Source organism: Bifidobacterium sp. 7101 (genome assembly GCF_000499285.1).
Taxonomy (GTDB): Bacteria; Actinomycetota; Actinomycetes; order Actinomycetales; family Bifidobacteriaceae; genus Bombiscardovia; species Bombiscardovia apis_A.
In genome coordinates, this window is the sequence record NZ_AWUN01000004.1 from 101,025 (window position 1) to 126,260 (window position 25,236).

Genomic DNA, 25,236 nt, shown 5'->3' on the forward strand with positions numbered 1-25,236 from the left:
AAAGGGTGGCTTATTGCTCAATGTAGCGGGATTCCACACAGCTCTGGAAGCGGACAAGCGAGAGAATGACAGCAGCCAGCAGAGCGATGATCAGCATTCCTATGAAACTACCTGTTACCGGATCCAGACCAAACACTGATGAAAAAGCCTTGAAGGCCCAGGTGGATGCCGTAAAACCGAGGCTGGTGGTGGCCGAAAAGATTCCCATTACCAGTGGATAGCGCTTGCGTGGAGTCAGATTGGACAGGAGGAAGGGGCAGGTAGCCATATTTATGGCACTGCCCAAACCAACCAAAAAGGCCGATAAACAAACCAGCGGGAAGGAGCGGGTGGTCAGGAAGAGCAGGGCGCCCAGGGCCATCAGAAGGAAGGCGACCGGAATGGTCCATTGTCGACAAATCCGCTTGATGGCGTTGATACCAAGCCCGATCACGACCGAGGAACCCGTGTTGAACATCAGGGCCACCCCGGCTGCGCTGGTGCCGCCCAGACCGTACTTGGCTATGTAGACCGCGAGCTTGTTGTACAGGACCGCGACCAGGAAAATGCTCAGAAACCCGATGAGAATACAGGAAATTGTAGCCCACCAGCATTGTCCGCTTTTTTTAGACGACGACGCCTCAGATCTTACGGCCTTTTCCGACTCCTCTTCGACGGCGCCGACCCCAGGAACCATGAAGATGACCAAGACCAGGGCAGGCAAGGCCAGAAAATAGAGCCAATAGTTGTGTAGCCACCCTCCCCTAGCCAGGACACCGCCCAGAGCAAGAACCAACATGGAAGAGCCATCCTGAACAGCCAGAACCAATCCCATCAGCGCCGCCAACTGTTCTCCACGGAAGAACCTGGCCGACAGGCTGGGTAGAACCGTAGTGGCGATGCCCACGCCAAACCCGACAACCAAAGCAAACAAGAGCAGCTGGTTTACGCTGCTGTGCACAACAAGGGGCATCAAGCCACCCAGTGCAACGCACAGACAGCTGATGCAGGCAGCGGTTCTGAAACTCATTCTGGTCAAGAGCTGACCAAACAAAAGAGCTGAAACTATGGCAGCCGAGGAGCCGATGGAAACCACCGACTCGACAGTGGAAGGATCGGCGCGCGGAAAGGATGCCTGAATGGCAGCCACGGAAGGAGAGATGATGGAGTCAAACCGCGACATGATGGCCAAGGCCATGATTCCGACCAGAACCCCAAGGTTTCGTCTGGCCAATATTCCTGTGTTCTTAGGCTTAGATGCGCACGGGTCCGGTTCCACCGTTGCTGCCTCCCTCTCAATATCAGCGGCACCATTCCTGGTTGATGGGGGTAGTCTACTCCAGCAGCAGGGCCATGCCAACCAACACGACGAGGAAAAGCAGATTAAAAACGGTATAGATTTTCAGGTAATCGCCTTTCTTGCCTGGATACTGCTTGACTACAGCCTTGTAGGAAATCAGTGAGGCCATTGAAGCGACCAGGGTTCCGAGCCCACCCAGGTTGGTGCCCAGAATAATCGGACGCCAGGCTGTCGAAAAACCTGAGACCAGCAGGGCCGTCGGCACATTGCTGATGACCTGGCTGCACAGGACCGAGGTAATCAGAGGATGAATATTGACCAGGCCACTGACCAGGTTGTAGAACTGGGGGATCCGCCTGGCATTGCCTATGAAAATAAAGAAAGCCACGAAGGTCAGCAGCAGTCCCCAATCCACATGCAGAAAGATCCGCCTGTCACAGATCAGGAAAGTCACCGCCACCACCAGGACCATGGCCCATTGGGGAATCAGCTTGGCCACACCCAGCAAGCAGACGAGAAAGAGCAGGAGATAGATGGCGATGCGCCATCCGCTGGACTGCTGCATCTCCTTGACCTGAGGCTGTATGCCCTCCTCCCTGGGTGCTAATATACTGCGTCGAATCTCTTGCGCATCCATGCCTTCAAACTTGTTCAGATGCTGATTCCTGAAGGCGAACCAGCAACACAGGAAGAGCATCAAAGCGGCAACTAAGGCATAAGGCGCCATAAGGAGGAGGAACTCACCAGTAGGCATCTCGGAGCGGGCCTTGAGATATAAGTTATGAGCATTGCCGATGGGCGTCAGCATGCTGCCCACATTGGCACCCAGGGTCATCAGGGTGATGATCAGCAGAGCATGGTTTTCCAGCCCGGCCATGATGAGAACAGCAATAGCAAAGGGCACGAAGGTGACCAAGGCTACATCGTTCGTGATGAACATGCTGGAGAAGAAAGGCAGAGAAACCAGGACCAAGGCCAGGCCCCGCACCGAGCGGACACGACTCAGCAGGCCGGCACCAATGGCATGGAAGACCCCGATGCGTTGAAATCCGCAAACCACCATCATCAGGGATCCCAGCTGGGTGAGGGTATTGACGTGGATGTAACCCAGATATTGCCGATCGGGAGGAATGAGGATGCAGGATACGAGAGCGACGACTGCCGCGACGACCAGGACGGTCTCGTTTTTCAGCAGTCCGATCACCCGATGTTGCATGGTCACCTCCGGCGAACGAATTCCTCACTTAGTTTACGCGCCCACCCATGGCTTACAGGACCTCTCCTGGCGCTATTTTCCGCCCCTGATCCCAGGGTCGGAACACTTTGCGCTACTGGCTGCTAGTCTGTCCGGCCCCGACTTTTGACCCTTGTCGGATAGGCGCAGAGTCGGATGCTCATAAAACGTGAATAGGGGTCCTGCGGATAGGTTGCATTTGCAGGACCCCTATCAGATGGCAATACTACTTGTCGTTCATTCGCTCCGGATCCGGAATCAGATAGGACAGAGCCAGGGCAATCAGCACCAGCACGCCGCCGCCGATCATGGCCGCCACATAGCCGGTACGGGCTCCACCGGAAGCCGCCAAGCCGCTCATGAATGCATAGAGGACCGCATAGCTCAGGCCTGAACCCAGGTTGAAGGCTCCGGCGTTGAGTCCCGGCAGATACCCGGTGTTGTCCGAAGGAGACAGAACCACGCCCAGCCCGTTGAGCATGATGTTGGCCGTCCCCGCATAGGAGACGCCCAGGATCAGGGAGAGGAGCACCAGACTCCAGATACTGGGGACCAGGCAGACGTAGATGCCAAAGACCAGTCCCAGCACGCTGACCAACTGGCCCACTCTCAGAACCTTGAGGTAGCCGAAGCGCGAGGCCAGCGTCCCGGCCACCGGGCCGAAGACCAGGCCAACCAGGGCATATGGGGTCAGTGTGGCAAAGGAGACGATACTGGCCTTCAAGCCGACGCCGACCTCGCCGTCCTGGGCCAGAGCCGGAACAATCCCGTTCATGATGGCGAAGACACCGACCATGGTGGTGAGAGTCGTCAGCAGCAGGCCCCAGGTACGCCGCTGCTTGAGGTAGGTGGTGGTGACCATGGGCGCCGAAGTGGTGCTCTCGACTTTCCAGAAGATCATGAAGAAGACCGCAGCCACCAGGATCTCGACGACTACCAGAATCCAGCGCGCCTGGGCCAGCTTCTCGACCTCATTGATAGCCAGGTAGGCCGCCAGGAAGGCGATGCACAGGAAGACCACACCGGCCCAGTCCATGCGGGGGCGATTGTCCGCATAGCTCTCACGGGCGAAGAGGGCCACCAGGAGTACGGCGATTACCGCAATGGCCACCATGAACCAGAAGACCGAGCGGAAGCCGAAAGTGCCGGCCAACCAGCCACCCAGGATGGCATCCACGCCGCCGATGCCGCCGTTGACCGCAGTGAGGACAGCCATGAGCCTGGCGTAGCGGGCTTCATCAGTCACCTCGGCATGCAGCATGATCAGGGTCATGGGGACGACCGGACCGGCCACTCCCTGAATGACGCGGCCAATCATAAGCACCGTCACATTGGGCGCCAGAGCAGAAACCACGCATCCCAGCGCCGTCAGGCTCAGCATGCCCAGCAGTACCTTCTTGCGGCCGGCCAGATCGCCCAGCCGAGGCAGAAAGAGAGAGAAGACCGCACAAGAAGTGAAGAACACCGTCTGGGTCAGACCGATGCTGGATCTGCTGGCATTGAGCTCGGTCCCCATGGTCGTCAGGGCCGGCGAGAGCATGGAGGCATTGAGCTGGAAGGCGAAGACGGCGGCCATCAGTGCCGTCATCAAGGCGACGATGGAAGAGCCTGAGCCGCCAACGGTCGTGGTATCGGGCTTGTCAGTCTTGGGTTCGACTGTGTTCGAAGTCTTCATTGATCTCATCCAATCGCGGTGATGGCCTTGACCACCAGGTCCCAGAATCCCTGGAAGTCCAGCTTGACGGCCACCTGGGTGTGGCAATCCTCGGCAGAGGGCTCGGGACCACGCAGGTCGGCCACGGTCATCCCGCAGGTCAGGTCCCCGCGCAGCTCGACATCAACCGGACAGCGACGGGTGCTCACAATAGAGGGGTCGATCAGATAGGCAACGGTGCAGGGATCATGCACAGGCGGATCCACAAAGTCCTGGTTGTCCTGGTAGGACTTGCGGAAGAAGTCCATCAGCCCGCTGACGAAATGGGCCAAATCGGTGCCGATGCCCTCGATGCGCTGCTGAACCTCTGGTGTGCACAGGGCCTGATGAGTCAGGTCCAGCCCCACCATGGTGACCGGCCAAGACTCATTGAAGACGATATGAGCAGCCTCGGGATCCACCTTGATATTGAATTCAGCGACAGCGCTCCAGTTGCCCACATGGTAGCCGCCGCCCATGAGCACGACCTCGCGGACGCGATCAACAATGCGGGGTTCCTTGCGAACGGCCATGGCGATGTTGGTCAGAGGCCCAGTGGGAACCAGAGTCACCGTGCCCGGCTCCTCGCGCATGATGGTCTCGATGATCCAATCGACGGCGTGGCCAGGATCCAGGGGCCGGGTAGGCTCAGGCAGCTCGACACCGTCCAGGCCGGTCTGGCCATGGATGGACGCGGCCACTTCCTGAGGACGCACCAACGGCCTATCGCATCCGGCATGGACCGGCACCTGGCGCGCATGAGCCTTTTCCAGCACAGCCCTCGCATTGTAGGTAACCTTGTCCTGACTCTGGTTGCCGCCAACCGTAGTCACTCCGATCAGCTCGATCCGCGGATCGCCTACTGCCAGAAGGATAGCCACCGCATCGTCATGACCTGGATCGCAGTCCAGGATGATCTTGCGCGTCGTCATATACTCGCCTACACCTTTCTCATGAATATGTCCTGGGCCATGGATCATGGCCCAGGACATGATACCGCTGATTGGCATTCAATCGATGTAGGCGCGTTAGGCTGGTCAGTCCCGGACCTGGGCGAACCCACCCACTGCCCAGGCCAGTCGATCCCGAAGCTCGGGATCGACCGCGAATAGCCCCAATCCGTGCACCCCTCGTTTGAGCAGCACATTGAACTCGTGCCGAAGATTATCCACAGGATTCATCTCCGGCTCCGACCGCCGATTGGTCGCCAACGTGTTGCAACTGAGCTTTGGTTTGAATTCGATTTTTCCATTCCTGTAGGTAACTGAGGGGCCGATGATGACCCCCGCATAGTTGAGGTCAAAACCTTGGATGGTAAAGATGGAGCCCACCTCATCGATAGTAAAAGGCAATTCAGCCCAGGCAATCCGATGATTTGCAGCAGAGTTTCCCTGTGCCTCATATAGCTCGTAATTCCAGGGCATGGCGAATTCACCTTCACCATCCTGCCCCTCCTCGGCCCACACCCATCGGCCTGAATCCTCTTGGCGCAACACAACCTGCCAGTGTTTTGAGGGATCCTGTGGATCAGGATGATTCTTGCTGCTATAAGGCCAGTCATAGGTGGCTAGGAGTCGGCAGAGGCCCAAGGAACCCTCGCCCCTTTGCTCCTGGTCCTTTTGGCGAATAAACTTTTCCAAAACCTTAGGCGAGTCGAAAACCCTGATCTCGTAAGGATGCTCCCAAGGATCCGGATGCAGTGGGCCAATGATGCCATCCTTGGCTGTCATCCGATCCAGCCAGGCGCAGGTTGCAGGGTCAGCCTGAATGCGCATCTGTTGATCCAAACGAACATGACTGACCTGGAAAGTATCCTCGCGTGCATGCTGACCGTCCCGTGACCTTTCGCGGATAATCATGGGTCGTGAGAAGGTCTTTTCGGATTCAGAACCCGTCAATCCCAGAAGCCGACTTTCCTGGGCATCCACGAACTGGGATCCACGCAAGACCTGTTCCGGGTCGAAGACCACGATGGCTACTTTTGCCCGCCGCAGAATGTCGTAGAGCTGGTTGCTTCCGGAGTAGCTCTGAGACCCTTGCGTCAGCAGCAGGTGCGCCTCGTCAATCAGCACCACATCCGCCTGAGCGTCCACGCTATTCATGGGGTCCGCCGCCCTGCCCGTGGACCGACCATTTCGATTCGTGTGCTTGCTGAACCGGTTGATGAACTGAACAGCGCCAACCACGCACTGTCCGCGTTGCTTTTGCAATCCCAGCTTCAGAGCCATCTGGTTGTAGACGTTAGCCTGCTCGGCCTGGTTGACAATGATGTAGGAACGCTGCCTGGCTTTTGCCGAACGGTCATCGTCCCTGCCGTTCAGGTTCCCATAGATGCCATATCTGGCACATATCTGGTAGAAGAGATGGCTGAGCAAAACGGTCTTGCCAGTCCCTGACATACCCTGAACGACAATAACCTGTGTATGGGCTTTATCGTTGATTCGAACCGGACCTGTCGATTCCGTCATCGAATGGAAACCCTCATCACGGTTTTGAATAATGACCGACTCCAGCACATGCAGAACAGCCTCTTCAGCCCGCCGTTGTTCATCGGTGAGTTTGCGGAAGGGCGAGGCCTTGAACAGGGCGGAGTCCAGGATCGCCTTCTCTTCCGGGAACAGATCGGGCTCCATCTCGTGCAGGGTCTGCCAGGCCTTGGAAAAGATGCTGTCGAACTCATCACTGGTGTAGTACATGTCCTGAGCGTTGGTTCTACGGTTCATAACCAGCTTGACCGTGTCGACGCTCTGCATATACCCCATCAACCGATTTTCCATATCCAGGGTCAAGGACTTATTGAAGTGGCGATCACCGATAATGTACTGGCAGACCCTGTCCTGATGATTGCGCATGAATCGCACCAAGCGTTCCCAATCTGTCCGGGTCCGCGGATCCAGCTCAATGTGCTGCCTGGTTCGAGAACGGATGTCGTTGGTTTCCCCGACGTAAACCACATAAGGGGGCCCACCACCATGCTTTTTGCTGCTGTCCCTTTCGTCTGCAGAGACAATATATACAGTGGGATAGCGTAGGAACAGCTCCTCAAGCAACCTCCCCTCCAACTTACTGCCCTTACTGCCAACAGCTTTCGCCTGCTTGTACTCGGTAATAGCCTTGGAAAAATCCTCATCTTTGAAATCGCCATAAGGCAGCGTCATCACCACAGGCTGCGGCGCGCTTGATGAATCCATGGTTTTCACTATGCCACGAACCCGCACCAATCTGAAGGCAGGAGGGCCGGCTGATAGGCTCGGGATCATGATCAGCAAGGAAACAGAAACAGCGGTGATGAATTTTGTGCACGAGCGCGACTGGGATCAATTCCACACGCCAGCCAACCTGGCCAAATCAATCTGCATCGAAGCTGCAGAGCTCTTGGAATGCTATCAGTGGGGGGATGATCCCAGGGACGGAGATGAAGACCACGCGGCCGACGAACTGGCAGACGTGCTCACCTATTGCATCCAGCTGGCGGACCGGCTGAATCTGGACATGGATCAAATTATCATGGATAAACTGCAAAGGACGACTGAAAGGTATCCGGTGGCCACTTCACGTGGCTCCAGTCGAAAATACCGGCCGCTGCACTAACTACATCAATTCAACAAGTCCGCACATCTAGCGATCCTGATTGTCCGAGTCGCTTGGCAATCAGCGCGGTCAGATCATCCACGGTGACTCCCCTATAGTTATTTATGGAAGTGAACTGAGGACCTGATGAGGTGTCGACCGGGTTGGTGCCGGTATAGGCCACAGTGGTTGCTCCTGAGGCTACAGCTGAGGTGATACCGGTCAAGGTATCCTCGAAAGCCAAACAGGAGGCCATCAAATCATGGCTGTTGATGCCCACCAGACTGGCCGCATGCAGATAGGGTGCAGGATCGGGCTTCTGCGCCAGCCCATCATCACCGCAAACGTAGTCGGCAAAAGCCCCCTCGGGCGCCTTAGCGACCACAGCCTGAGCCATGCGGCGTGGCGAAGTAGTGACCAGGATCGAGGGGATTCCAGCCTCAACCAGGTCTGTCAGAATGGCACGAACCCCTTCAATCCATGGCATGTGAAGCTCCTCCATGGCGATCACTCCATCAATCAATAAATCTGGAATCTGATCCTCAGGAAGATCAAGACCACGCTCTCGCATCACCCTTGCCACCTTGGTCAGGGGTTTGCCGGAAACCTGCCAGCCCATGTCGGCATTCCAGTCTCCTCCATGCTCACGCACCAGATCAACCTCCGCCTGATGCCAATAAGGCTCTGAATCAATCAGGGTTCCGTCCATGTCCCAAAAGACCGCAAGCGGTCGGCGACCCACAGCAGACTGGGCTTTGTCATTCGACCCGGCACGACTTTCTTCCTCTTGATGCTCCGTATTCATGCATTCACCCTATCGGCAGGGCTTGTCTTGAGAATAGCGCTACTGCACATTACTTAGTATGAAGATCCGGCCATGGATCAGGTAGCAGCTCATCCAGACTCAGATTAAGCACTTGAGCAACTGCCATTATGTTGATCAAACTGGGATTGGCTGGACTCCCAGGTCGGGACTGGCCATGCTCCAACTGCTGATATGCGAATCGGGAAAGGTTGGCATTATAGGCGACGAACTCTTGGCTGTAATGTAAAGCTGTCCTTCGGCGTTGTATGTTCAAGCCTAATACCGCAGCGTATTCCGCCCACCCACTCGGTACTTGAGAATGTGCCACAGAGCCAAATTAGGTACAAAAAAACAATTTGTCATGCCTTACCGGTAATACTATATTAGTAAGGCATTACCGGTTATCTGCACGGGGATCGATTACTGCGCTCTGTCTTGCACCAAAACAAGGTCTGCCGTAGTCGTTGCTGGTTTCGGCACCCATATACCCGATGAGCAAAGAGGATCATCAATGAAAGAAACAATCCTGGACGACTACGCAAACATCGCAAAAAGGATGAATCCATGAAAAAATCCGACATTATTCATAATCCAGCCGTCGGTCTGGCCATTTCCCTCATTCTCTGTCTGGCGTGTGGACTTATGTCCAATCTGGCTCAAACCGATGGGGGACACGTTACCAAGGAGACGTTGCAAATTGAATCGCCGTCAGGCCACCGATTGAGCATGGATATGCTCCAGCCAAAAACAGCTTCTCCTAAACACCCGGCACCTGCCATTGTCTTTGCTCACGGAGGCAACACCAACAAGGAAAAAAGCGATGACTTCCAGATTGAGTGGGCTCGCAGAGGTTTCGTGGTGGTATCTTTCGACCTTTATGGCCATGGTGAATCCGAAATTCTCAATGACCAGGAATGGCTGGTAAACGGACGAGGACTTTATGACACAGTGGAATACCTCACCTCGCTCCCCTTCGTCGATGCTGACCGGATAGGAGTTTCAGGACATTCAAGAGGTGGGAACACCATCCATGAATCCATCCTGATCGACAACAAGCGCCAGCATCCACTGATCAAGACCGTGCTCTATGTCAGCCGAGACCCGGTGTATAAGGACAACGAGACAGCCGCCTTCGGGTATGTTCCCGGCAAGACGAACGTCGTCGAAGCAGCCAAGAAAAACACCAATGGCAAGTATTTCAACTACTACCGCGAGCGCACCGTTGGAGTACTCGCAGGCAAATACGATGACTACTCTTTCAAGGAAAAAGATACGTCAACTGGCAAAATCAAGCCCAACCCGCAGTACCTCAAATCAAATAACGCACGATCCTTCCTCAACTTCGGCATCACGCCCACTGACCATACACCGGCAGGGGTCAGCGGCCGGTGGTACCACAAACAGATCAATGGCCATCAAGCCTCGCACGTCATTTACATGGAGAACGGGACGCACGGAACGGTGCTCTTCCTATCCCAGCCATGCACCGATGCTGTTCAATTCATGGTTAGAGCTTTCAACATGCAAACCAACCTTGCCGACAGCAATCATATCTATCCTGTCAAAATGATCGGAGGGCTTCTTGGACTGATCGGCCTCATGCTCTTCATGGTCTATGGAACACTATGTCTAGTCAGAACCAGCCTCTTCAAAAAGGCCGGATCAGAGGAACCGGCACGCATGCGTCAAGCTGATGCCTATAAGGGAGGTTCAGTATGGCTTTGGGTCTGCCTTCTGTTGGCCACCGCCTTCTCAGTTGCCAGCGCCTTGACGTTGTTCGGGCTGAAAGTCGACAAGCATATCGGCAACTACTTTCGGCAAGGTATGCCCTTGTTCTATGGTGTGTGGGGCTGCCTGAACGCCATATTCATGATTGCGCTGACAGTTCTGTGGTACCGCATGTATGCCCGAAAGAGGGGCACCAAAGTCTCGGACTTGGATCTGCCTATCGGCGGAAAAAGACTGTGGCAGACAATAACACTTGCACTGACGGTGAGTCTTCTGGCGATATTGCTGATCTTCACCTGCAAGTTCCTTTTCAACTCCGATTTCAGGTTCTGGTACTGGGCCGCCAGGCCATTCACTGCTGACAAGATTCCTGAGATGCTCAAGCTACTGCCCTTCTTCCTTGTAGCCTACGGAACCACATCGGTCTTCATCAATAGCCTGAATTACTCCACCTCATTCGGGAGGAACTCAACAGCCAACATAGGTCTGCTGGCATTCTTCAACATGCTGCCGGCCCTGCTTATAGCAGTGGTTGGATATGGGTATTTCTTCGTCACTGGAGTCAACGGCCTGTTCGGCAACAACACGCAGATACCGGACTGGATGCTGACACCCTTGGTCCCGCTGGCCGTCATGCCTCTGGTGACCCGGGCGATCTACCGTCACACCAGAAATCCCTATCTGGGTGGCATCATTACCGCGATCATCGTCACTGTGATGACCTGCATCAACTCCCAGATCTCATTCCCCGCCTAACAGGAAACCTCACCTAGTCCAAGTCCTCTCCGTCCCTGTTACATGAAAAACTTCGACAAGGACTGGGAGGACTAACCTATCTGATCACCAGTTCACTCGGCGTTGCCGAAGACCTGGTTGCGCAATTCGTTGCGTTGGGTCTCGTATTGGGTGAGCTGGCCAAGAAGGTCGAACTTCTCCTGCCCGTCTGGCAACTGGTTCATCCGGTGTTTTGCTGAGGCAATCAGCCTCATGTAAGTGGCATCCAGCAGTCTTGCCAGCAGCTCCGAGGCGTACTGACGCTCCTCCGCGCTAGGCTGCTTCAACTGAACATCCACGTCATCGGAGCCTGCGCCCTGATCGCCCCCCTCATTGCCTTTCTTGGAACCCAGTCCTGAGCCCCTCTGCTTATCCTCCTGCTTTTCCAAATTCAGCGGCAGTGGCATGACGGCCAGCTCATTGATGGCCGACTCCAGCATGGGCCCGCCCGCCTTGGTCAGATTATGCATCCACAGTCCCTGGGGCGTCTTCCTGTCAGGCAGCCCTCCGGCGGCCTGCACCGCCCGATAGAGCGAGCGGAAAATAGGAACCTCGAAACTGTCCGGACTCAGCTGCGCGAAAGCATCCGATCCGACCGCTCTAGGAATCTGGATAAGCACACCCATGAACTGCTGCTCACAAATGAAGACGGAATCATCGATGTGATGGTAACCCTGTCGGAGGGCGTCCTCACGTTGTATCCTGCGGCGTCGCATGGCATCGTCACTGCCATGGCCCGCGCGACCTTCCGATTCACCCGCACCGCGGTGAGGAGTGCGGACCGCATAGGCATCCTGATCCTTCACATGCAGCTTGCGACGGGCCTTGTTGACCTCCTGGCGCAGCAGATCCAGATCCACGCCGATTTTTCTGGCGGTCTTGCGGGTATAGGCCCCCACCAGGGAGCGATCCCTGATTTGGGCCAGGATGGGCGCCACAGCCTTGACCGCCCCCATTTGCCCGGTGGTGTACTGCGTATCGAACATGGCCACGGCGGTGTCGATGACGAAGTCGTACAGCGGCCGGGCGTGCTCTACCAGGGATCGCACAGCCTCATCGCCATAGCGGATGCGCAGGTCACAGGGATCCAGATTCTCCCGGGCCACCGCCACGAAGGTCTGCGTCAGAAAACTCCCGTCAAGGCCGAAGGCATGCAAGGCGGCTTTCTGCCCGGCGGCATCCCCGTCGAAGGTGAAGACCACGCGGGAGCCTTGGACCGGCCCCACCAGCTGAATGGCACCAAGGGCATCGTCGGAGATGAGCCGGCGGACGATCTTGGCATGATCCTCGCCGAAGGCAGTGCCGCAGGTGGCTACAGCTGTGTCGACACCGGCAAGGTGGCAGGCCATGACGTCGGTATAGCCTTCCACGATGACCACCTGCCGCTTTTTGACGATGGCGTCCTTGGCCAAATCGATGCCGTAGAGCACCTGGTTCTTGCGGTAGAGCTGTGTGTCCGGCGTGTTGATGTACTTGGCGTTGATGCCGTCGTCCTCATAGAGCTTGCGAGCGCCGAAGCCCAGGGTGCGACCCGTGGAATCCCTGATAGGCCAGGTGACCCTGCCCCGGAAGTAGTCGTAAACCCCACGTTGCCCCTGCCTGGCCAGTCCGGCATCCAGCATCTCCTGCTGGGTGAAACCCTTGGTGGACAGGTGGCGAACCAGGTTGTCCCATCCGCGTGGGGCATATCCGCAGCCAAAATGCGCGCTGTCAGCCTGGGAGAAGGTCCTGCCTGCCAAGAGCTTACGCGCCGCCAACGCCTCCTTGCTCATGATCTGCGAGACGAAGAAACGCTGGGCCTCCTCATTGGCCTCCAGCAACCGGGAACGTTTGGACCCGCGGCGCTTATCCTGACGGGAGTTTTCGTAATGCAGCTCGATCTGGTACTTGTCTGCCAGAATCTCGACGGCATCGCCGAACTCGACGTTCTCCTCCTGCTCCACGTAGGTGAAGACATCACCGCCCAGACCGCAACCGAAGCAGTGCCAGACCCCCATTGACGGACGCACCGAAAAAGAAGGAGACTTTTCGTCATGGAAGGGGCACAGACCCATGTAAGTACCGGAACCGGAAGGCTTCAGGGTCACGCTTTCAGATACAATCTCATACAGATCGGCCTTGGCTCTGACCTTCTCGATGTCTTCCTTCTTGATCATTCCGGACATGACACCCAGCCTACCGGCCCAGGGCGATGTGTTGCGCCCGGCATAAATACCGCAGGCCTACGGACAGACCAGGGAATGCAGGGCCAGCGCCGAACCGTCCGTCAGTGAGGCCACCTGGTCGATGGCCACCCTCAGGCGCTCCCCATCCGAACCCGCCTGGCGCCAATCCTCCAGGAAGACATCCTCCAGAGCATCCGAGGGTGCTGGCGAGTCGGCCATCATTACCTCAACCAGGTCAGTCACAATCTTCAATTGCTCCTCGTGGAAGGGTTCCTTCTCGCGTGGAGCCATGACGAAGTAGACGGCAATCCCCTTCAAGGCCACAATCTCATAGGAGGTCCGGGGAGGAATGACCAGCCCAGCCGAGTACCTGGTCAGCGGACCTTGGCCGTGACGGCTTCGAGTGGCTGCCTCCACGGAGTCGGCAAAGCGGCCTATCAGATAGCTGGTGGTGTTCTTCAACGTAGCCAGGGCGCGGCGTGACCCATCGAAACCCAGCGGCAACATGCCACGGACGGTCTCCAATGCCCGGACCAGCTGGTCAGCATTCCAACGGTCCCCATACCAGGATCGGGCGGCCCGGACCACGCCATCGATGATTCGAGGCTCAGCCAGTCGTTCGGGCACGAATGAGCCGACCACGATGGCATCCTCCACGTCGTGAACGCTGTAGGCGATGTCATCAGCCAGATCCATGACTTGGCACTCCATAGGCGTGCTGGCCTGCGGTGCTCCCTGCTTAAGCCAATGGAAGACCTCCTGGTCATCGGGATAGACGCAGAACTTGGCGGTCCTCTCCCCCTTGGGATGAGCCGAGGCCTCGGCCAGGGTCCAGGGATATTTGACCGCAGCGTCCAGGGCGGCCCTGGTCAGGTTGACCCCTGCTGAACGTCCGTCCGGGTGGAAGACCTTGGGCTCCAGCCTGGTCAGTAGGCGAAGGGTCTGCGCGTTGCCCTCGAATCCTCCTATTTCGGAGGCCAGCGAGGACAGGGCACGCTCGCCGTTGTGGCCGAAGGGCGGATGACCCAGGTCATGGGCCAGGCAGGCGCAGTCCACCACATCGGGGTCGCAGCCCAGCATGGTGCCGATCTGCCGTCCGATCTGGGCCACCTCCAGGGTATGGGTCAGCCGTGTGCGGGCAAAGTCGTCAGTGCCGGCGACAAGGATCTGCGTCTTGGCCCCCAACCGACGCAACGCCGAAGAATGAACCAGGCGCGCCCGGTCACGTTCGAAGGCAGTCCTGCTACTGGTCTTCGGAGGCTCCGGTGCCCACCGTTCCTGATCATGGGCGGAGTAGCCCTCAGCCAGCAGGCGAGATCCGCCCTCCTCGTCAGTGCCCATCAGGCGCGTCCGCTCCGTTCAGTCGAAATCGTCCACGACCACCACTTCAGTGGGCACATTGCCCGCCGTGGCCTTGGAATATGGGCAGAGTTCCTGAGTGCGTTCCACCAGGCGGGTGGCCAGCTCACGATCGACGCCGGGCAGGCAGACCTCGATCAGAGCCTTGATACCGAAGGACTCGCCTTGGTCGCCGAGGGAGATATGGGTACGCACCCTGCTCTGAGCCAGCTTGGTGGCCGGCACGCGCAACTCCTTGCCGGCCAGACCCATGGCTCCCTGGAAGCAGGCACCCCAGCCGATTGCGAAGAGCTGCTCGGGGTTGGTGCCTTGACCCTTGCCCCCCATGGCCTTGGGTGTATCCAGGTCCAGGGAGAGATCGGGCTCATGGCTGTCCGCATGGCCCTCGCGGCCACCGGTGATGTCAGCTACAGCTGTGTATGATATATTATTTGGTTCATTTCCTGTATATGTAGTCATAACTTCATCTCACCACTTATATTGCGCCTTGACAAGGCCCCAAGCCTAGGTTCTACCTGTGATAGTTGTCTCAAAGAATGGATTCAGGTGCAATCAGGTGCAGGTCGGCGGGGTCGACCACCTCATGCACGCCCACGTAGAGCCGTGGAATCCGACTACTCAGGCAAGTGAAAATCTCATAGCTGATGGTGTCGGCAGCCCGGGCCCAGTCATCTGCGGTTGGCTCAGCCTGATCCTCCCCCCGACCTGGCCCGAAGAGAACAACGGTATCGCCTTCGCTGGTCCCCAAGTCGGAAGCCATACCCTTGAGATCAAGAACGCACTGGTCCATGCAGACCCTGCCAGCGACGCGAACCAACTTGGGCCCTTGGCGAGTCATCAGACGGACGGGGCCACCCAGGCGCTCTCGGCCCATAGCGCCCTCGCGGTCGAAGCCTGAGGCGGATCGGTGAATCCCGTCGCCGTATCCCAGGGGCATGATGGCCGTGCTTGTCGGCTTCTCCGTCAGATAAGTGCGTCCGTAGGATATGCCATGACCGGCCGGCATATCCTTGACGGTGCCCAGCTGGGCCTGGAGGGTCATTGCTGGACGCAGACCATAATCGGCCGAAGCCCCCATGGAGGGATCGGGCTCGTATCCGTACAGGCCGATGCCAGGACGTGTCAGGTCATAACGTATTCCTGGACGGGTGAGCGTGGCGGCGGTGTTGGCCAGATGCCGGATTGCGGGCTTCATGCCGGCGGCCGTCATCCTGTCAGAAAACTCCTCGAAGAGGGCGATTTGCTCGTCAGTGGACGACACGAACTCGTCAACGTCAGGCATGTCGGCCACTGCCAGGTGGCTGAAAAGACCTACAGGCTCCAACAGGCCCTGAGCAGCCAGGCGGGAGAGCTCGCGCAGGGCATCCCCGAAGGTTTCAGGAGTAAAGCCGTTGCGTCCGAAGCCTGTGTCCACCTTGATGTGGACACGGGCAGGCCTACCAACCTGATCTGCTGCCTGCGCCGCCATGTCCATGGTCTTCAATGAACCGACCCCCAGGTCGATGTCAGCCCGAATCAGCTGGTCGAAGGGGGCGCGGTCCCCATTGAACATCCAGGACAGAATCCGGCAACGGTCGGATCCGATGCCTGCTCGGCGCAGACGCAGGGCCTCTCGGGACTGGGCCGTACCCAGCCAGGTGGCCCCGCCGGACAAGGCCGCCAGAGCGGCGGGGATGAGCCCGTGGCCGTAGGCATCGGCCTTGACCACTCCCATGACTGCAGCACCAGGGTTCGTGGAATGAACCAGCTTAACCAGGGTGGCCATATTGGCCTTCAAGGTCCGCAAGTCCACGATAATCTGCCCAGGATAGGCCCGAAGAGCTTGCTCGTAATGCCGCTGACCCTCGGGCCCGGAGAACTGCCATGCCGGTGCTGCACTCAATGTCATGGCTCCATTGTGCGACGGCGCTGCGACGGTCTGGCCCCGCTCTCAGACTGTGACCAAGCGCCTGGCCTCTCTTTCGCGCTCAGCAAGGTCAAGAGGACGATCGTGCCGCTGGTAGGCCACCCGCACGTTTTCGATCTCCTTGTTCTCAGGCATGATGATGTTGCCGCAGCGGGTGAAGCCATGAGTCTCCAGGATGTGCTGCATAGCATAGTTCTTTAGCCCCGTATCGGCGCGGATGTTCTCGTACCGGCGCATGCTCCAATCAAGCAGGTCCCCGGCCGCGTGACGCCCCAGTCCCGAGGCAGCCACCCGATGGATGGTGGTATAGGGCCGGTCATCCAGCCAGCTGCCATCGATGACCCGATAATCAGGTTCCGGATCATGGAAGAGGGCGAAGACGCCGATGATGCGCTCGTGGCTGCCCTTATGCTCGTCCAACTCAGGTTCAGGGTAGACGGGATCCTCAGGGATTTGATCCATACCAGCTGCATCGTCAACCAAGAGCATGGTGTGGCCCCCGGCGATGTCCTCGCGGATGCGCTCGGGCAGGGGATACTTGTCCCCCCACTGACGGGGGTTGCCGGTCTCGGCCATCCGCTTTCTGGCGTAGGCGTAGACAGGCATGATCGCTTCAAAGTCGTCCATTGTGGCATGACGGATCCAACGTGCAGTTTCCATCGCGTACCTGCTCACTGTGGCTACCTCTTTCTCGACCGGTGCGGCAGGGGCGAGACCCGCCCCCGCGATTGCCGAAGTACGAGTGTATCCATCAGCAGGCAGTCACGAAGTGAGTACGCATTGAGCGAATCGGGGAATAGTTTGGGCTATTCTGCGCTCTCCTGAACCCGGCCTTCCGAGCGCAGACGACGGGCACGGGTCATGTTGACCACGCTATGCCGGCTGACCAGACGGGTTAGCATGACCACATGCCACTGGAGCTCCTTGCCCCGAACGAACACCAAAAATCAGGCGCAAGAGACCGATTCGCACCACACGTTTTAGACGGAAAGACTTCATAAAAAAAACTGGGCAGGGTTCAGCCCTTGCCCAGTTTCCACGTTTTTGAAGCTCAGACCAGCTTGCGCTCGTAAGGATCGGAGCTGATACCAGCTGCTACGATGTCGCGGCTCCACTGCTTGGCCGAGAAGAGCGAATGGTCACGGTAGTTGCCGCAGGAAGTGATCTCGGTGCCGGGCACATCATCCCAGGTGGCCTTTTCGGCGATGAATTCCAGCGACTCCTTCAGAGCCTTGGCCACATCTTCGGTCGAATGACGACCCCAGGCCAGCAGGTGGAAGCCCGTCCGGCAGCCGAAAGGCGAGCAATCGATATAGCCGGGAATGCGCTCGCGCAGGAGCACGGCGATTGTGTGCTCAATGGTATGCAGCCCGGCAGTCGGAATGGCATTCTGGTTGGGCTGAACCAAGCGCAGATCATAGTTGGAGATGATGTCTCCCTGGGGGCCCTTCTCCTCGTCGATCAGACGAACATAGGGCGCCTTGACCTTGGTGTGATCCAGCTGGAAGCTCTCCACAATAGGTTTGTCAGCCATTGTTATTTCCTTTCCTGTCGGGCGCCCGGTATGAAAGGCAACCTTGATGAAGTCATGTATATCTCATGGTAGGCCGACCTACCTATCAGATCCGGCGGCACCCATGATCACATTCACTGCTTTTCTGGCCGAGAACTCTGAGATGACCCCCATGAACTGGGGTCCATACTGCTCCAGCTTGTGCTGCCCCACTCCGTTGACAGCCAGGAAGGTCGCATCATCGACGGGCCGAAGGCGACACATATCGCGCAGCGCCTTGTCGGAGAAGACGATATAGGGAGGCTTGCCGATCTCGCGGGCTATGCTGGTCCGCAGGTCGCGCAGCTTCTGGAAAAGTTCCTCGTCCTCTGGGCTGGCATCGCTTGCACCGGCCTGCTCGAGACCGTCATCGCCGAGTGTCGAAGAAGTCCCGCCACCAAAGACCTTGCCTGAAGCACTCGGGCGTTCCGTCCGTTTGATCTCATAATGAAAGTCCGGACTGACCGTCTGCGCGGCCTTTGGTCCGAAGTGGACCATAGGCAGCCGTCCTTCGGTGATGTACAGATACCCGTCCGAAGCCATCTGGTTGAGCACGTCGCGGATTCGTGCCTCTGGAACCTGGGCCAGGACGCCATAGCTGGGGCACCGATCCAGCCCGCGCCGAAGAAGGTCCTGCGAGCGCGAGCCACGGAGGATCTGGGCGATCTTGGCGGAACCGAACCCCTGATGCACGTCATGTACGCATCTGCTGATGGCACGGGCCACATCGCTGACATCGATGGTCGTGAAGGTGCTCAAACAGTTGGAACAGTTCTGGCAGCCGCCGCTGCCCGTCTCGGGACGCCCTGCTGGTACGGATTTGCCCTTATCGGCCTCGGCAGGGGAAAGACCTGCAGCAGCCTGGTCCACCTCTTCGCCGAAGTACCGCAGCATGTACCGGTGAAGGCAACCAGTGGTTCGACAGTAGCCGATCATGACATTGAGCAACCGCCGGTGTTCGGCCCTGACGGCTTCAGCCTGCTCACCAGTCAGTCTGTCGTTGCCGTTGTCCATGTCCAGCAGGCGCCTGCGGGTGACGATGTCGCTCTCGTTCCACAGCAGGGAGCAACGAGCCGGCTCGCCGTCGCGTCCCGCCCTGCCGGCCTCCTGGTAGTAGGCCTCGATGCTCTCAGGCATGTTGTGATGGATGACATAGCGCACATTGGACTTGTCGATGCCCATACCGAAGGCATTGGTGGCCACGACCACCTGCACCTTGTCGTTGACGAAGTCCCGTTGCGCCTGTTCCCTGTCCTGGGCATCCATGCCAGCGTGGTAGCTGACAGCGCCGACACCGGCCTTGGTCAGATCATCCGCCAGGGCTTCGGTCTCCTTGCGGGTGGCGCAGTAAACGATGCCTGAGTCATCGCCATGCTTCAGGGCATACTGGACCACCCAGCGATTCTTGTATTTGCTCTCCAGCTTGATCACGTCGAAGAAAAGGTTGGGCCTGTCGAATCCCGTCACCGCGACGTAAGGGTCGTCCAAGCCCAGCATGTATACGATATCGCGCCGGACCTTCTCGGTCGCCGTAGCGGTGAAGGCTGCCACCGTGGGCCGGTTAGGCAGGGATCTTATGAAATCGCCGATGCCCAAGTAGGCAGGGCGGAAGTCCTGACCCCACTGGGATACGCAGTGGGCTTCATCCACAGCCAGCAGGGAAATTTTTGTATGCTGGGCGAATTCCCTGAATCTAGGGGCATCCAACCGCTCGGGTGCCACATAGAGGATCTTGCTACGTCCCTGGGCGGCCTGAGCCAGGGCCAGGGACTGCTCATCCATATCCTGGGTCGAATTGACGAACCCGGCCTGAATGCCGGCATCCTCCAACCCGTCCACCTGGTCCTTCATCAGGGAGACCAAGGGAGAGATGACGATGGTCAGACCGTCCAGAAGAGTGGCAGGAATCTGATAGCAGATGGACTTGCCGGCCCCAGTCGGCATAACACCCAGGCAGTCCCGCCCATTCAGGATGGCCTTGACCAGATCCTCCTGACCCGGGCGAAAGGACTCATATCCGAAATACCGCTTCAGCGCCTGCCCTGCATCCTGGATGTCCACCATGATTCCCCAGTCTATTGCCCCGGCAGGAGTCAAGCAGTGGGCGAACGACCATGTGGTCAATCGTCGCCGGGATGCAACCATCCTGCCACTAATTGAGAATGCTGAACCCTTGGATGGCCGATAGCTGCCGACGACTGGTGAGCCAGTAGCTGAACAGAATGCATATGGCGGAGAAGACCAGGGTGAAAACCACCTGGGGCCAGAGCACATACACGGTGAAGTATCCCCATAGGTCAGTATTCATGAAGGGACTCAAGGTCTTGTACATCCAATGGCCGCGCGCCAGGTTGATCATCTGAACCGCCGTCTGCGGCCATCCCCAGAAATTCCAGCCGGAAATCGAATGCCAGAAACCAACACAGATCAACAACCCTACCAGCAGCAGGCATCCGCCTTTTAAATCAAGACGGGCAGCGAGGTCACCCAGCACCTGACCCAGCAGAACGAAGACCACCTGCACCATAAAGATATGCAGCGCCAGAGCCAGCCAACGGGACGGCTGCTGGACATACGAATGGTTAAAGCATGACACGCTCCAGGGATCAAGAGTCAGCCTCCAAGGCGAACAGCCCTGTTCGAGAAATCTTTGGTAACTTTCCGTAAAAGGCATCCATCCGATTTGGCCTAGGCTGCTGATAATCGCGATCACGATCATGAAAGTGGTTGTCGCCAGGGCCATGACCACATTGGAGATGGTCTGGGTCCATGCGATTGTAGAACGGGTCACAGCGTTGGAGATCAGGGGCCGGAAAGTCGTCAGTGAGCAGACAAAGGCGGTGGCCATGAGTACCATCTCGGTGAACAGACCGGTGAATCCAGAGCTCAAGGGGATAAACCCCATAACTCCCAGAGCGAGGACGAGAGCCCAAATCAAAAAGACGATCAGCCTCGGCATCACCTGTAAGCGCAAGGTCATCCGGGTCTGCACCGCAGGCGACAGGAAGCTCTTGATTCGAGCCCGGCCTTCAGCATGTCCAGCACCTAGGTCGGGGCTATCTGGCCCCGGCTTGGCCTTCGTCCCTACCGACTCTGCAACTTGCGTGTTACTCATTGTGCCGCACCTTCCGTAATCTGGACGAAGTAGGTCTGCAAATCCATGGGGGCGACAATAAGCCCCTTGGGCTGCTCGTCGGGCACCGGACCCTCGAAGCTGACGCGCAGCAGGTCGCCGATGCGCTGCCTGCCCAGCAGCTTCGGATCGCCCTGTGCAAGGTAGCCCTCCACGTCGCGCGGACGGCCGGTGACAGTGGTCCCCAGGGCTGACAGATCATCCACGCTGAAAGATCGCAGGACCCGCCCCTGGTCGATGATCGTGGCGCGGGAGATGAGCTGGCTGACCTCGTTGAGGATATGGGTGGCGATGATCATGGTCGGTCCGCGACGCTGATAGGCCTCCAGAAGAAAGGAGTAGATCCTCTCCCTGGCCGCCGCATCCATTCCTGTCGTCGGTTCATCCAGAATGAGGTATTCCACAGGCAGGCAGAGTCCGATGACATCCTTTACCACCTGACGTTGCCCCATGGAAAGGGAGGCAAAGGTGTCAGTGGGCCTCAACGCGAAGCTCTTAAGAATACCCTCAGCCAAGTCCCAGTCGAAACCGCCGTAAAACCCCTCGGCCATGGCAAATGCTTGTCTAATGTGCCGTCGGGATGGATAGGGCCAGGTTTCGTTGACCAGGGCCACGCGGCGAGCGATTCTTGAGTCGTTGACCAGATCGCTTCCATCCAGGTGGATCAGCCCCTGGTCAGGAAGTGCCCTGCCCGTCATCAGATTGCACAGGGTGGACTTGCCGGCCCCGTTCCGCCCGAAGAGTCCGTATATATTGCCGGGCTCAAAGCAGAGTGAGATCTCATCCAGGGCCTTCAGCTTTCCGTACGATTTGTCCACCTTGGAAACTGTCAGACTCATTGGTAGACCCTTTCTATGATGGCGTCCAGGTCCTCACGGGATACTTCCAGAGCCTTGGCTTCTTCGACCAGATCCTGGAACCTTCCGTTCAGGAGTTCCCTCCTGCGACGCTCACGAACACTCCGGCCCGCACCGGCAGCGACAAACATGCCCAGTCCCCGCCGTTTCTCCAGAAGGCCCCGGTCGACCAGTAGGTTCATCCCCTTGAGAACGGTGGCCGGGTTGATCTGGTAGGCGGTGGAGATTTCCGTGGTGCTGGGAATCCTTTCACCGTCGGCGACCAGACCCTCGGCTATGGCTTCGGCCAACCGGTCTGCCACCTTCACAAAAACGGGCCGACCATCCGGTATTTCGATCGCCATCGTTTGACCGCCTTGTCTGCCTTGATTCGGAGCGTCGAATTAGGACCTTTTACAACTGTTTATTACTTAGTTACTTGAGTAACTAACCAACAGTCTACGACTCCCTCTCACAACCGTCAAATCACATGCAGTCCTCATCCGCCCGATTGCTCTGCGCATGTGCTCCCGCCGCCCACCTTCATCCCGGCCAGGACGGGCATGTCCTCATGTAATTCCGCTTACCGGAATGCCGGATGAATCCGGTACCTACAGGGTCGCAGCTGCCAGTAACTGCCTGGTATAGGACTGCTTGGGATGATTGAGAATGGCGTTCACCGGCCCCTCCTCCACCACCTTGCCCCGGACGAGCACCATGACCCTGTCTGCGATGTGCTGGACAACGCCCAGATCATGGGAGATGATGATCATGGACATGCCATTCGACGGATCGGCCTGCTGCCTGGACTGTGCCATGATGGATTGAAGTGTATGGAGAATCCCTACGCGCGCCGAGACGTCGACGGCGCTCATAGGCTCATCAGCCAAGAGTATCCGGGGCTTGACAATCAAAGCCCGGGCTATGGCCGCCCGCTGGGCCTGGCCTCCGGACAGATCCGAGGGATAGGCCGTCATAAGCCTGTCGGGGTCAAGCTGAACCGCTGACAAGACTTTGGCCACCTGATCGGCAAGACCCGTCCCGTCCTGACGACGATGCCATAGGTGCCCGCTCCCCCTGCGTCTGGCAGCCAGAAGAGGCTCAGCGACTGACCGGCCAATGGTCCACCGGGGATCCAGGGAGGCAAAGGGATTCTGAAAGACCAGAGCAGAGTCCCGGGCAAGCGCCTTGGCGGCCTGGGAACCATGCAGAACTGGTCTGCCCTCGTATGCCACCTGTCCGGCATCAGGCCTCAACTGGCCAAGGAGCAGACGGGAAAGCGTGGTCTTCCCTGAACCAGACTCCCCTATGATTGCCAGGCACTCCCCCGGCAGGAGTGAGACATCGATTCCGTCAACCGCGGCCTTTCGAGCCATGCCGCTGCCCGTGGAGGCATAGACCTTGGTCAGGCCCTTTCCGGTCAGGATCGGATCGGCAGGTGCATCGTCAGTCAGCCTCATGCTTGCCTCCATCTGCGCTCAGCGTCAACTCTCTGGCAGCTCTCACCAGAGTCCTGCCCTGTGGACTGGATGGGTCGCGCAGAATGCTCTGCGTCTGCCCGCTTTCCACCAATCGGCCCGCGTCGAGGATGTAGCAGTAATCAGCAACCCGGGCCAGGACGGAGAAGTCATGGGTAATGAACAGGAGGGAGGCCCCGCTCTGGTCGACCAGGGAGACCAGTAGGTCAACAATCTGCCGCTGGGTGATGGCATCCAGGGCTGTGGTGGGCTCGTCTGCCAGTATCAGTCTGGGCTTGGTGACGAGGGCCGTGGCTATAGCCGCCCGCTGCTGCTGACCCCCTGACAGCTCATGCGGATAGGAGCCAGCCAGATCCGCATCCAACCCGACCCGTTGCAATATCTCCATGACCCGCCTGCGCCTTTCCTGGGCGCTCAAGCGGTAGTGGCGGCGAAGAGGGAGCTCTACCTGGCTGTAGACCTTCTTGACCGGGTTCAGAGCCGTGGAAGGATTCTGAAAGATCATGCCCATCCGAGAACCGCGCAAGTCCGCCAGGGACCGGTCATCGGAACCTAGAATTTGAAGCCCATCCACCAGAATGGATCCCGAAAGGGAGGCCGTCAGAGGTGCTGTACCCAGGACACTGCGGGCAATCATCGACTTTCCGGAGCCTGAGGAGCCGATCAGGCCGACCCGTTGCCCATCCGCTACCCTGAGGTTCACCCGGTCAAGAATGGTGCGGCCATTGATGGACAGGCTCAGGCCGTCAATACTCAGCGACATCATTGCCTCCCTCGCCTGCATGGATCGCGTTATCGACATGATGATCGGAGTCGTCTAATTGCGCAGATGCTTCCTGGTACTCCTCAGACCGAAGAGCGGACCGTCCGGCGGCAGCTACAGCGGCCCTGAGCCTGGGGTTGGCAACCGGATCGATGGCATCCCGCAGGGCATCTCCGAACAGGTTCAACGCCACCACCACCATGGTGACCACCAGGCCAGGCCAGAGCACGGTCAGCGGAAAGACGTTGATGAACTTGACCGAGGTGGTCAGCGAGTGCCCCCAGGAGGGTAGACCGGCGGGAACACCCACCCCCAGGTAGGTCAACCCTGCTTCAGCCAGAACGGAGGTCCCCGCCGACATGGAAAGCTGCACGCACAGGACCGGAATGACATTGGGCACCAGATGGGTGCAGAAGATTCTGAAGGACCCGACTCCGCTGTGCCGGGCGGATTGCACATAGTCCGACTCCGCCGCCAGGAGCGCCTGGGGCCTTACAATTCGGGCCAGGTTGAGTCCGTAGCCGAATCCGCAGGCCACGACAACCACGGCGATGCTGGGCCCCAGGGGAACGGCCAGGATCAGAGCCAACAACACTGTAGGCAGGGAGATCAGAGCATCGACCAGGACTACGACCGTCTGCGATACTCCAGAGCGGTGCGAAACCATGGCCATGACCAGAAGAAGTCCCAGTACGCCTGACAGGATGACAGCCAGAAAGCTGATGGCCAGGTTGGTTGCCGACCCCGCCATCAGCCAGGAGAGGATGTCTGCTCCAGTGCCGTCCGTACCCAACAGGTGGTCGCGGCTGGGGGCCCGCCAGATCCGGTACCCGTCGGTGGTCCAGATAGGCACCGGGGTCCAGAACCTGGAGACCAGGGAGACCAGGATCCATACGGCCAGAACAATCAACGAGTATCGACCTGAGGCCTTGCGCCACATGCTGGCCAGCACCACCCGCAT

Annotated in this window: 21 protein-coding genes; 2 read left to right on the forward strand and 19 right to left on the reverse strand. The window is 58.2% G+C overall.

Annotated features, from left to right (window positions below):
• Positions 1 to 10 precede the first annotated feature (10 nt).
• From P272_RS0106100 to P272_RS0106120, 5 genes are all read right to left on the reverse strand, one after another.
• Complete coding sequence (locus P272_RS0106100; RefSeq protein WP_029678653.1) at positions 11 to 1,213, reverse strand: MFS transporter; 1,203 nt, start codon at positions 1,211 to 1,213, stop codon at positions 11 to 13.
• A 100-nt stretch (positions 1,214 to 1,313) separates the two neighbouring features.
• Positions 1,314 to 2,495: an SLC13 family permease gene (locus tag P272_RS0106105; protein ID WP_029678654.1), complete on the reverse strand. Its 1,182-nt coding sequence runs from the start codon at positions 2,493 to 2,495 to the stop codon at positions 1,314 to 1,316.
• 244 nt (positions 2,496 to 2,739) lie between these two features.
• A complete protein-coding gene (uriT, locus tag P272_RS0106110) occupies positions 2,740 to 4,188 on the reverse strand; it encodes a uridine transporter UriT (protein WP_029678655.1) in 1,449 nt (482 codons plus the stop codon).
• Positions 4,189 to 4,193: 5 nt separating this feature from the next.
• Entirely contained in the window at positions 4,194 to 5,138 is a 945-nt protein-coding gene (uriH, locus tag P272_RS0106115; RefSeq protein ID WP_029678656.1) for a uridine-preferring nucleoside hydrolase UriH, read from the reverse strand.
• A 105-nt stretch (positions 5,139 to 5,243) separates the two neighbouring features.
• A complete protein-coding gene (locus P272_RS0106120; protein ID WP_029678657.1) occupies positions 5,244 to 7,397 on the reverse strand; it encodes a DUF2075 domain-containing protein in 2,154 nt (717 codons plus the stop codon).
• 67 nt (positions 7,398 to 7,464) lie between these two features.
• Here P272_RS0106120 and P272_RS0106125 point away from each other — a divergent pair, with 67 nt between their 5' ends.
• Positions 7,465 to 7,797 carry a nucleotide pyrophosphohydrolase gene (locus P272_RS0106125; protein ID WP_029678659.1) on the forward strand — a complete coding sequence of 111 codons (333 nt, stop codon included), beginning with the start codon at positions 7,465 to 7,467 and terminating at the stop codon, positions 7,795 to 7,797.
• 10 nt (positions 7,798 to 7,807) lie between these two features.
• Here P272_RS0106125 and P272_RS0106130 read toward each other — a convergent pair whose 3' ends face one another.
• Positions 7,808 to 8,581, reverse strand: a complete 774-nt coding sequence (locus tag P272_RS0106130; protein ID WP_081709076.1) for an HAD family hydrolase — start codon at positions 8,579 to 8,581, stop codon at positions 7,808 to 7,810.
• A gap of 564 nt (positions 8,582 to 9,145) precedes the next feature.
• Here P272_RS0106130 and P272_RS0106135 point away from each other — a divergent pair.
• The gene (locus P272_RS0106135) at positions 9,146 to 11,065 is read left to right on the forward strand and encodes an alpha/beta hydrolase (RefSeq protein WP_029678661.1); all 1,920 of its coding nucleotides are present in this window, start codon (positions 9,146 to 9,148) and stop codon (positions 11,063 to 11,065) included.
• Between the two features lie 92 nt (positions 11,066 to 11,157).
• Here the strand turns inward: P272_RS0106135 and dnaG are convergent, their stop codons facing one another.
• The 13 genes from dnaG to P272_RS08720 form a co-directional block, all read right to left on the reverse strand.
• The gene (gene dnaG / locus P272_RS0106140) at positions 11,158 to 13,248 is read right to left on the reverse strand and encodes a DNA primase (protein WP_029678662.1); all 2,091 of its coding nucleotides are present in this window, start codon (positions 13,246 to 13,248) and stop codon (positions 11,158 to 11,160) included.
• Between the two features lie 57 nt (positions 13,249 to 13,305).
• On the reverse strand, positions 13,306 to 14,589 hold the full coding sequence (locus P272_RS0106145) for a deoxyguanosinetriphosphate triphosphohydrolase (RefSeq protein ID WP_029678664.1): 1,284 nt from the start codon (positions 14,587 to 14,589) through the stop codon (positions 13,306 to 13,308).
• Positions 14,590 to 14,607: 18 nt separating this feature from the next.
• The gene (locus tag P272_RS0106150) at positions 14,608 to 15,066 is read right to left on the reverse strand and encodes an Ohr family peroxiredoxin (protein ID WP_044097846.1); all 459 of its coding nucleotides are present in this window, start codon (positions 15,064 to 15,066) and stop codon (positions 14,608 to 14,610) included.
• A gap of 70 nt (positions 15,067 to 15,136) precedes the next feature.
• The gene (alr, locus tag P272_RS0106155; protein WP_029678666.1) at positions 15,137 to 16,495 is read right to left on the reverse strand and encodes an alanine racemase; all 1,359 of its coding nucleotides are present in this window, start codon (positions 16,493 to 16,495) and stop codon (positions 15,137 to 15,139) included.
• A gap of 42 nt (positions 16,496 to 16,537) precedes the next feature.
• Positions 16,538 to 17,140, reverse strand: a complete 603-nt coding sequence (locus P272_RS0106160) for a hypothetical protein (protein ID WP_044097847.1) — start codon at positions 17,138 to 17,140, stop codon at positions 16,538 to 16,540.
• 424 nt (positions 17,141 to 17,564) lie between these two features.
• A complete protein-coding gene (locus tag P272_RS0106170) occupies positions 17,565 to 18,047 on the reverse strand; it encodes an S-ribosylhomocysteine lyase (protein WP_029678668.1) in 483 nt (160 codons plus the stop codon).
• Positions 18,048 to 18,125: 78 nt separating this feature from the next.
• Entirely contained in the window at positions 18,126 to 20,129 is a 2,004-nt protein-coding gene (locus P272_RS0106175; RefSeq protein WP_044097849.1) for a RecQ family ATP-dependent DNA helicase, read from the reverse strand.
• Positions 20,130 to 20,217: 88 nt separating this feature from the next.
• A complete protein-coding gene (locus P272_RS0106180; protein ID WP_029678670.1) occupies positions 20,218 to 21,180 on the reverse strand; it encodes a hypothetical protein in 963 nt (320 codons plus the stop codon).
• Complete coding sequence (locus tag P272_RS0106185; protein ID WP_029678671.1) at positions 21,177 to 22,037, reverse strand: ATP-binding cassette domain-containing protein; 861 nt, start codon at positions 22,035 to 22,037, stop codon at positions 21,177 to 21,179. Before P272_RS0106185 ends, P272_RS0106180 begins: the two co-directional genes overlap by 4 nt.
• On the reverse strand, positions 22,034 to 22,399 hold the full coding sequence (locus tag P272_RS0106190) for a GntR family transcriptional regulator (protein WP_029678672.1): 366 nt from the start codon (positions 22,397 to 22,399) through the stop codon (positions 22,034 to 22,036). Before P272_RS0106190 ends, P272_RS0106185 begins: the two co-directional genes overlap by 4 nt.
• A 246-nt stretch (positions 22,400 to 22,645) precedes the next feature.
• The gene (locus tag P272_RS0106195) at positions 22,646 to 23,494 is read right to left on the reverse strand and encodes an ABC transporter ATP-binding protein (protein ID WP_029678673.1); all 849 of its coding nucleotides are present in this window, start codon (positions 23,492 to 23,494) and stop codon (positions 22,646 to 22,648) included.
• On the reverse strand, positions 23,481 to 24,275 hold the full coding sequence (locus tag P272_RS0106200; RefSeq protein ID WP_029678674.1) for an ABC transporter ATP-binding protein: 795 nt from the start codon (positions 24,273 to 24,275) through the stop codon (positions 23,481 to 23,483). The genes P272_RS0106195 and P272_RS0106200 overlap by 14 nt, the downstream gene beginning before the upstream one ends.
• The gene (locus P272_RS08720; protein WP_253269678.1) at positions 24,259 to 25,236 is read right to left on the reverse strand and encodes an ABC transporter permease; all 978 of its coding nucleotides are present in this window, start codon (positions 25,234 to 25,236) and stop codon (positions 24,259 to 24,261) included. Before P272_RS08720 ends, P272_RS0106200 begins: the two co-directional genes overlap by 17 nt.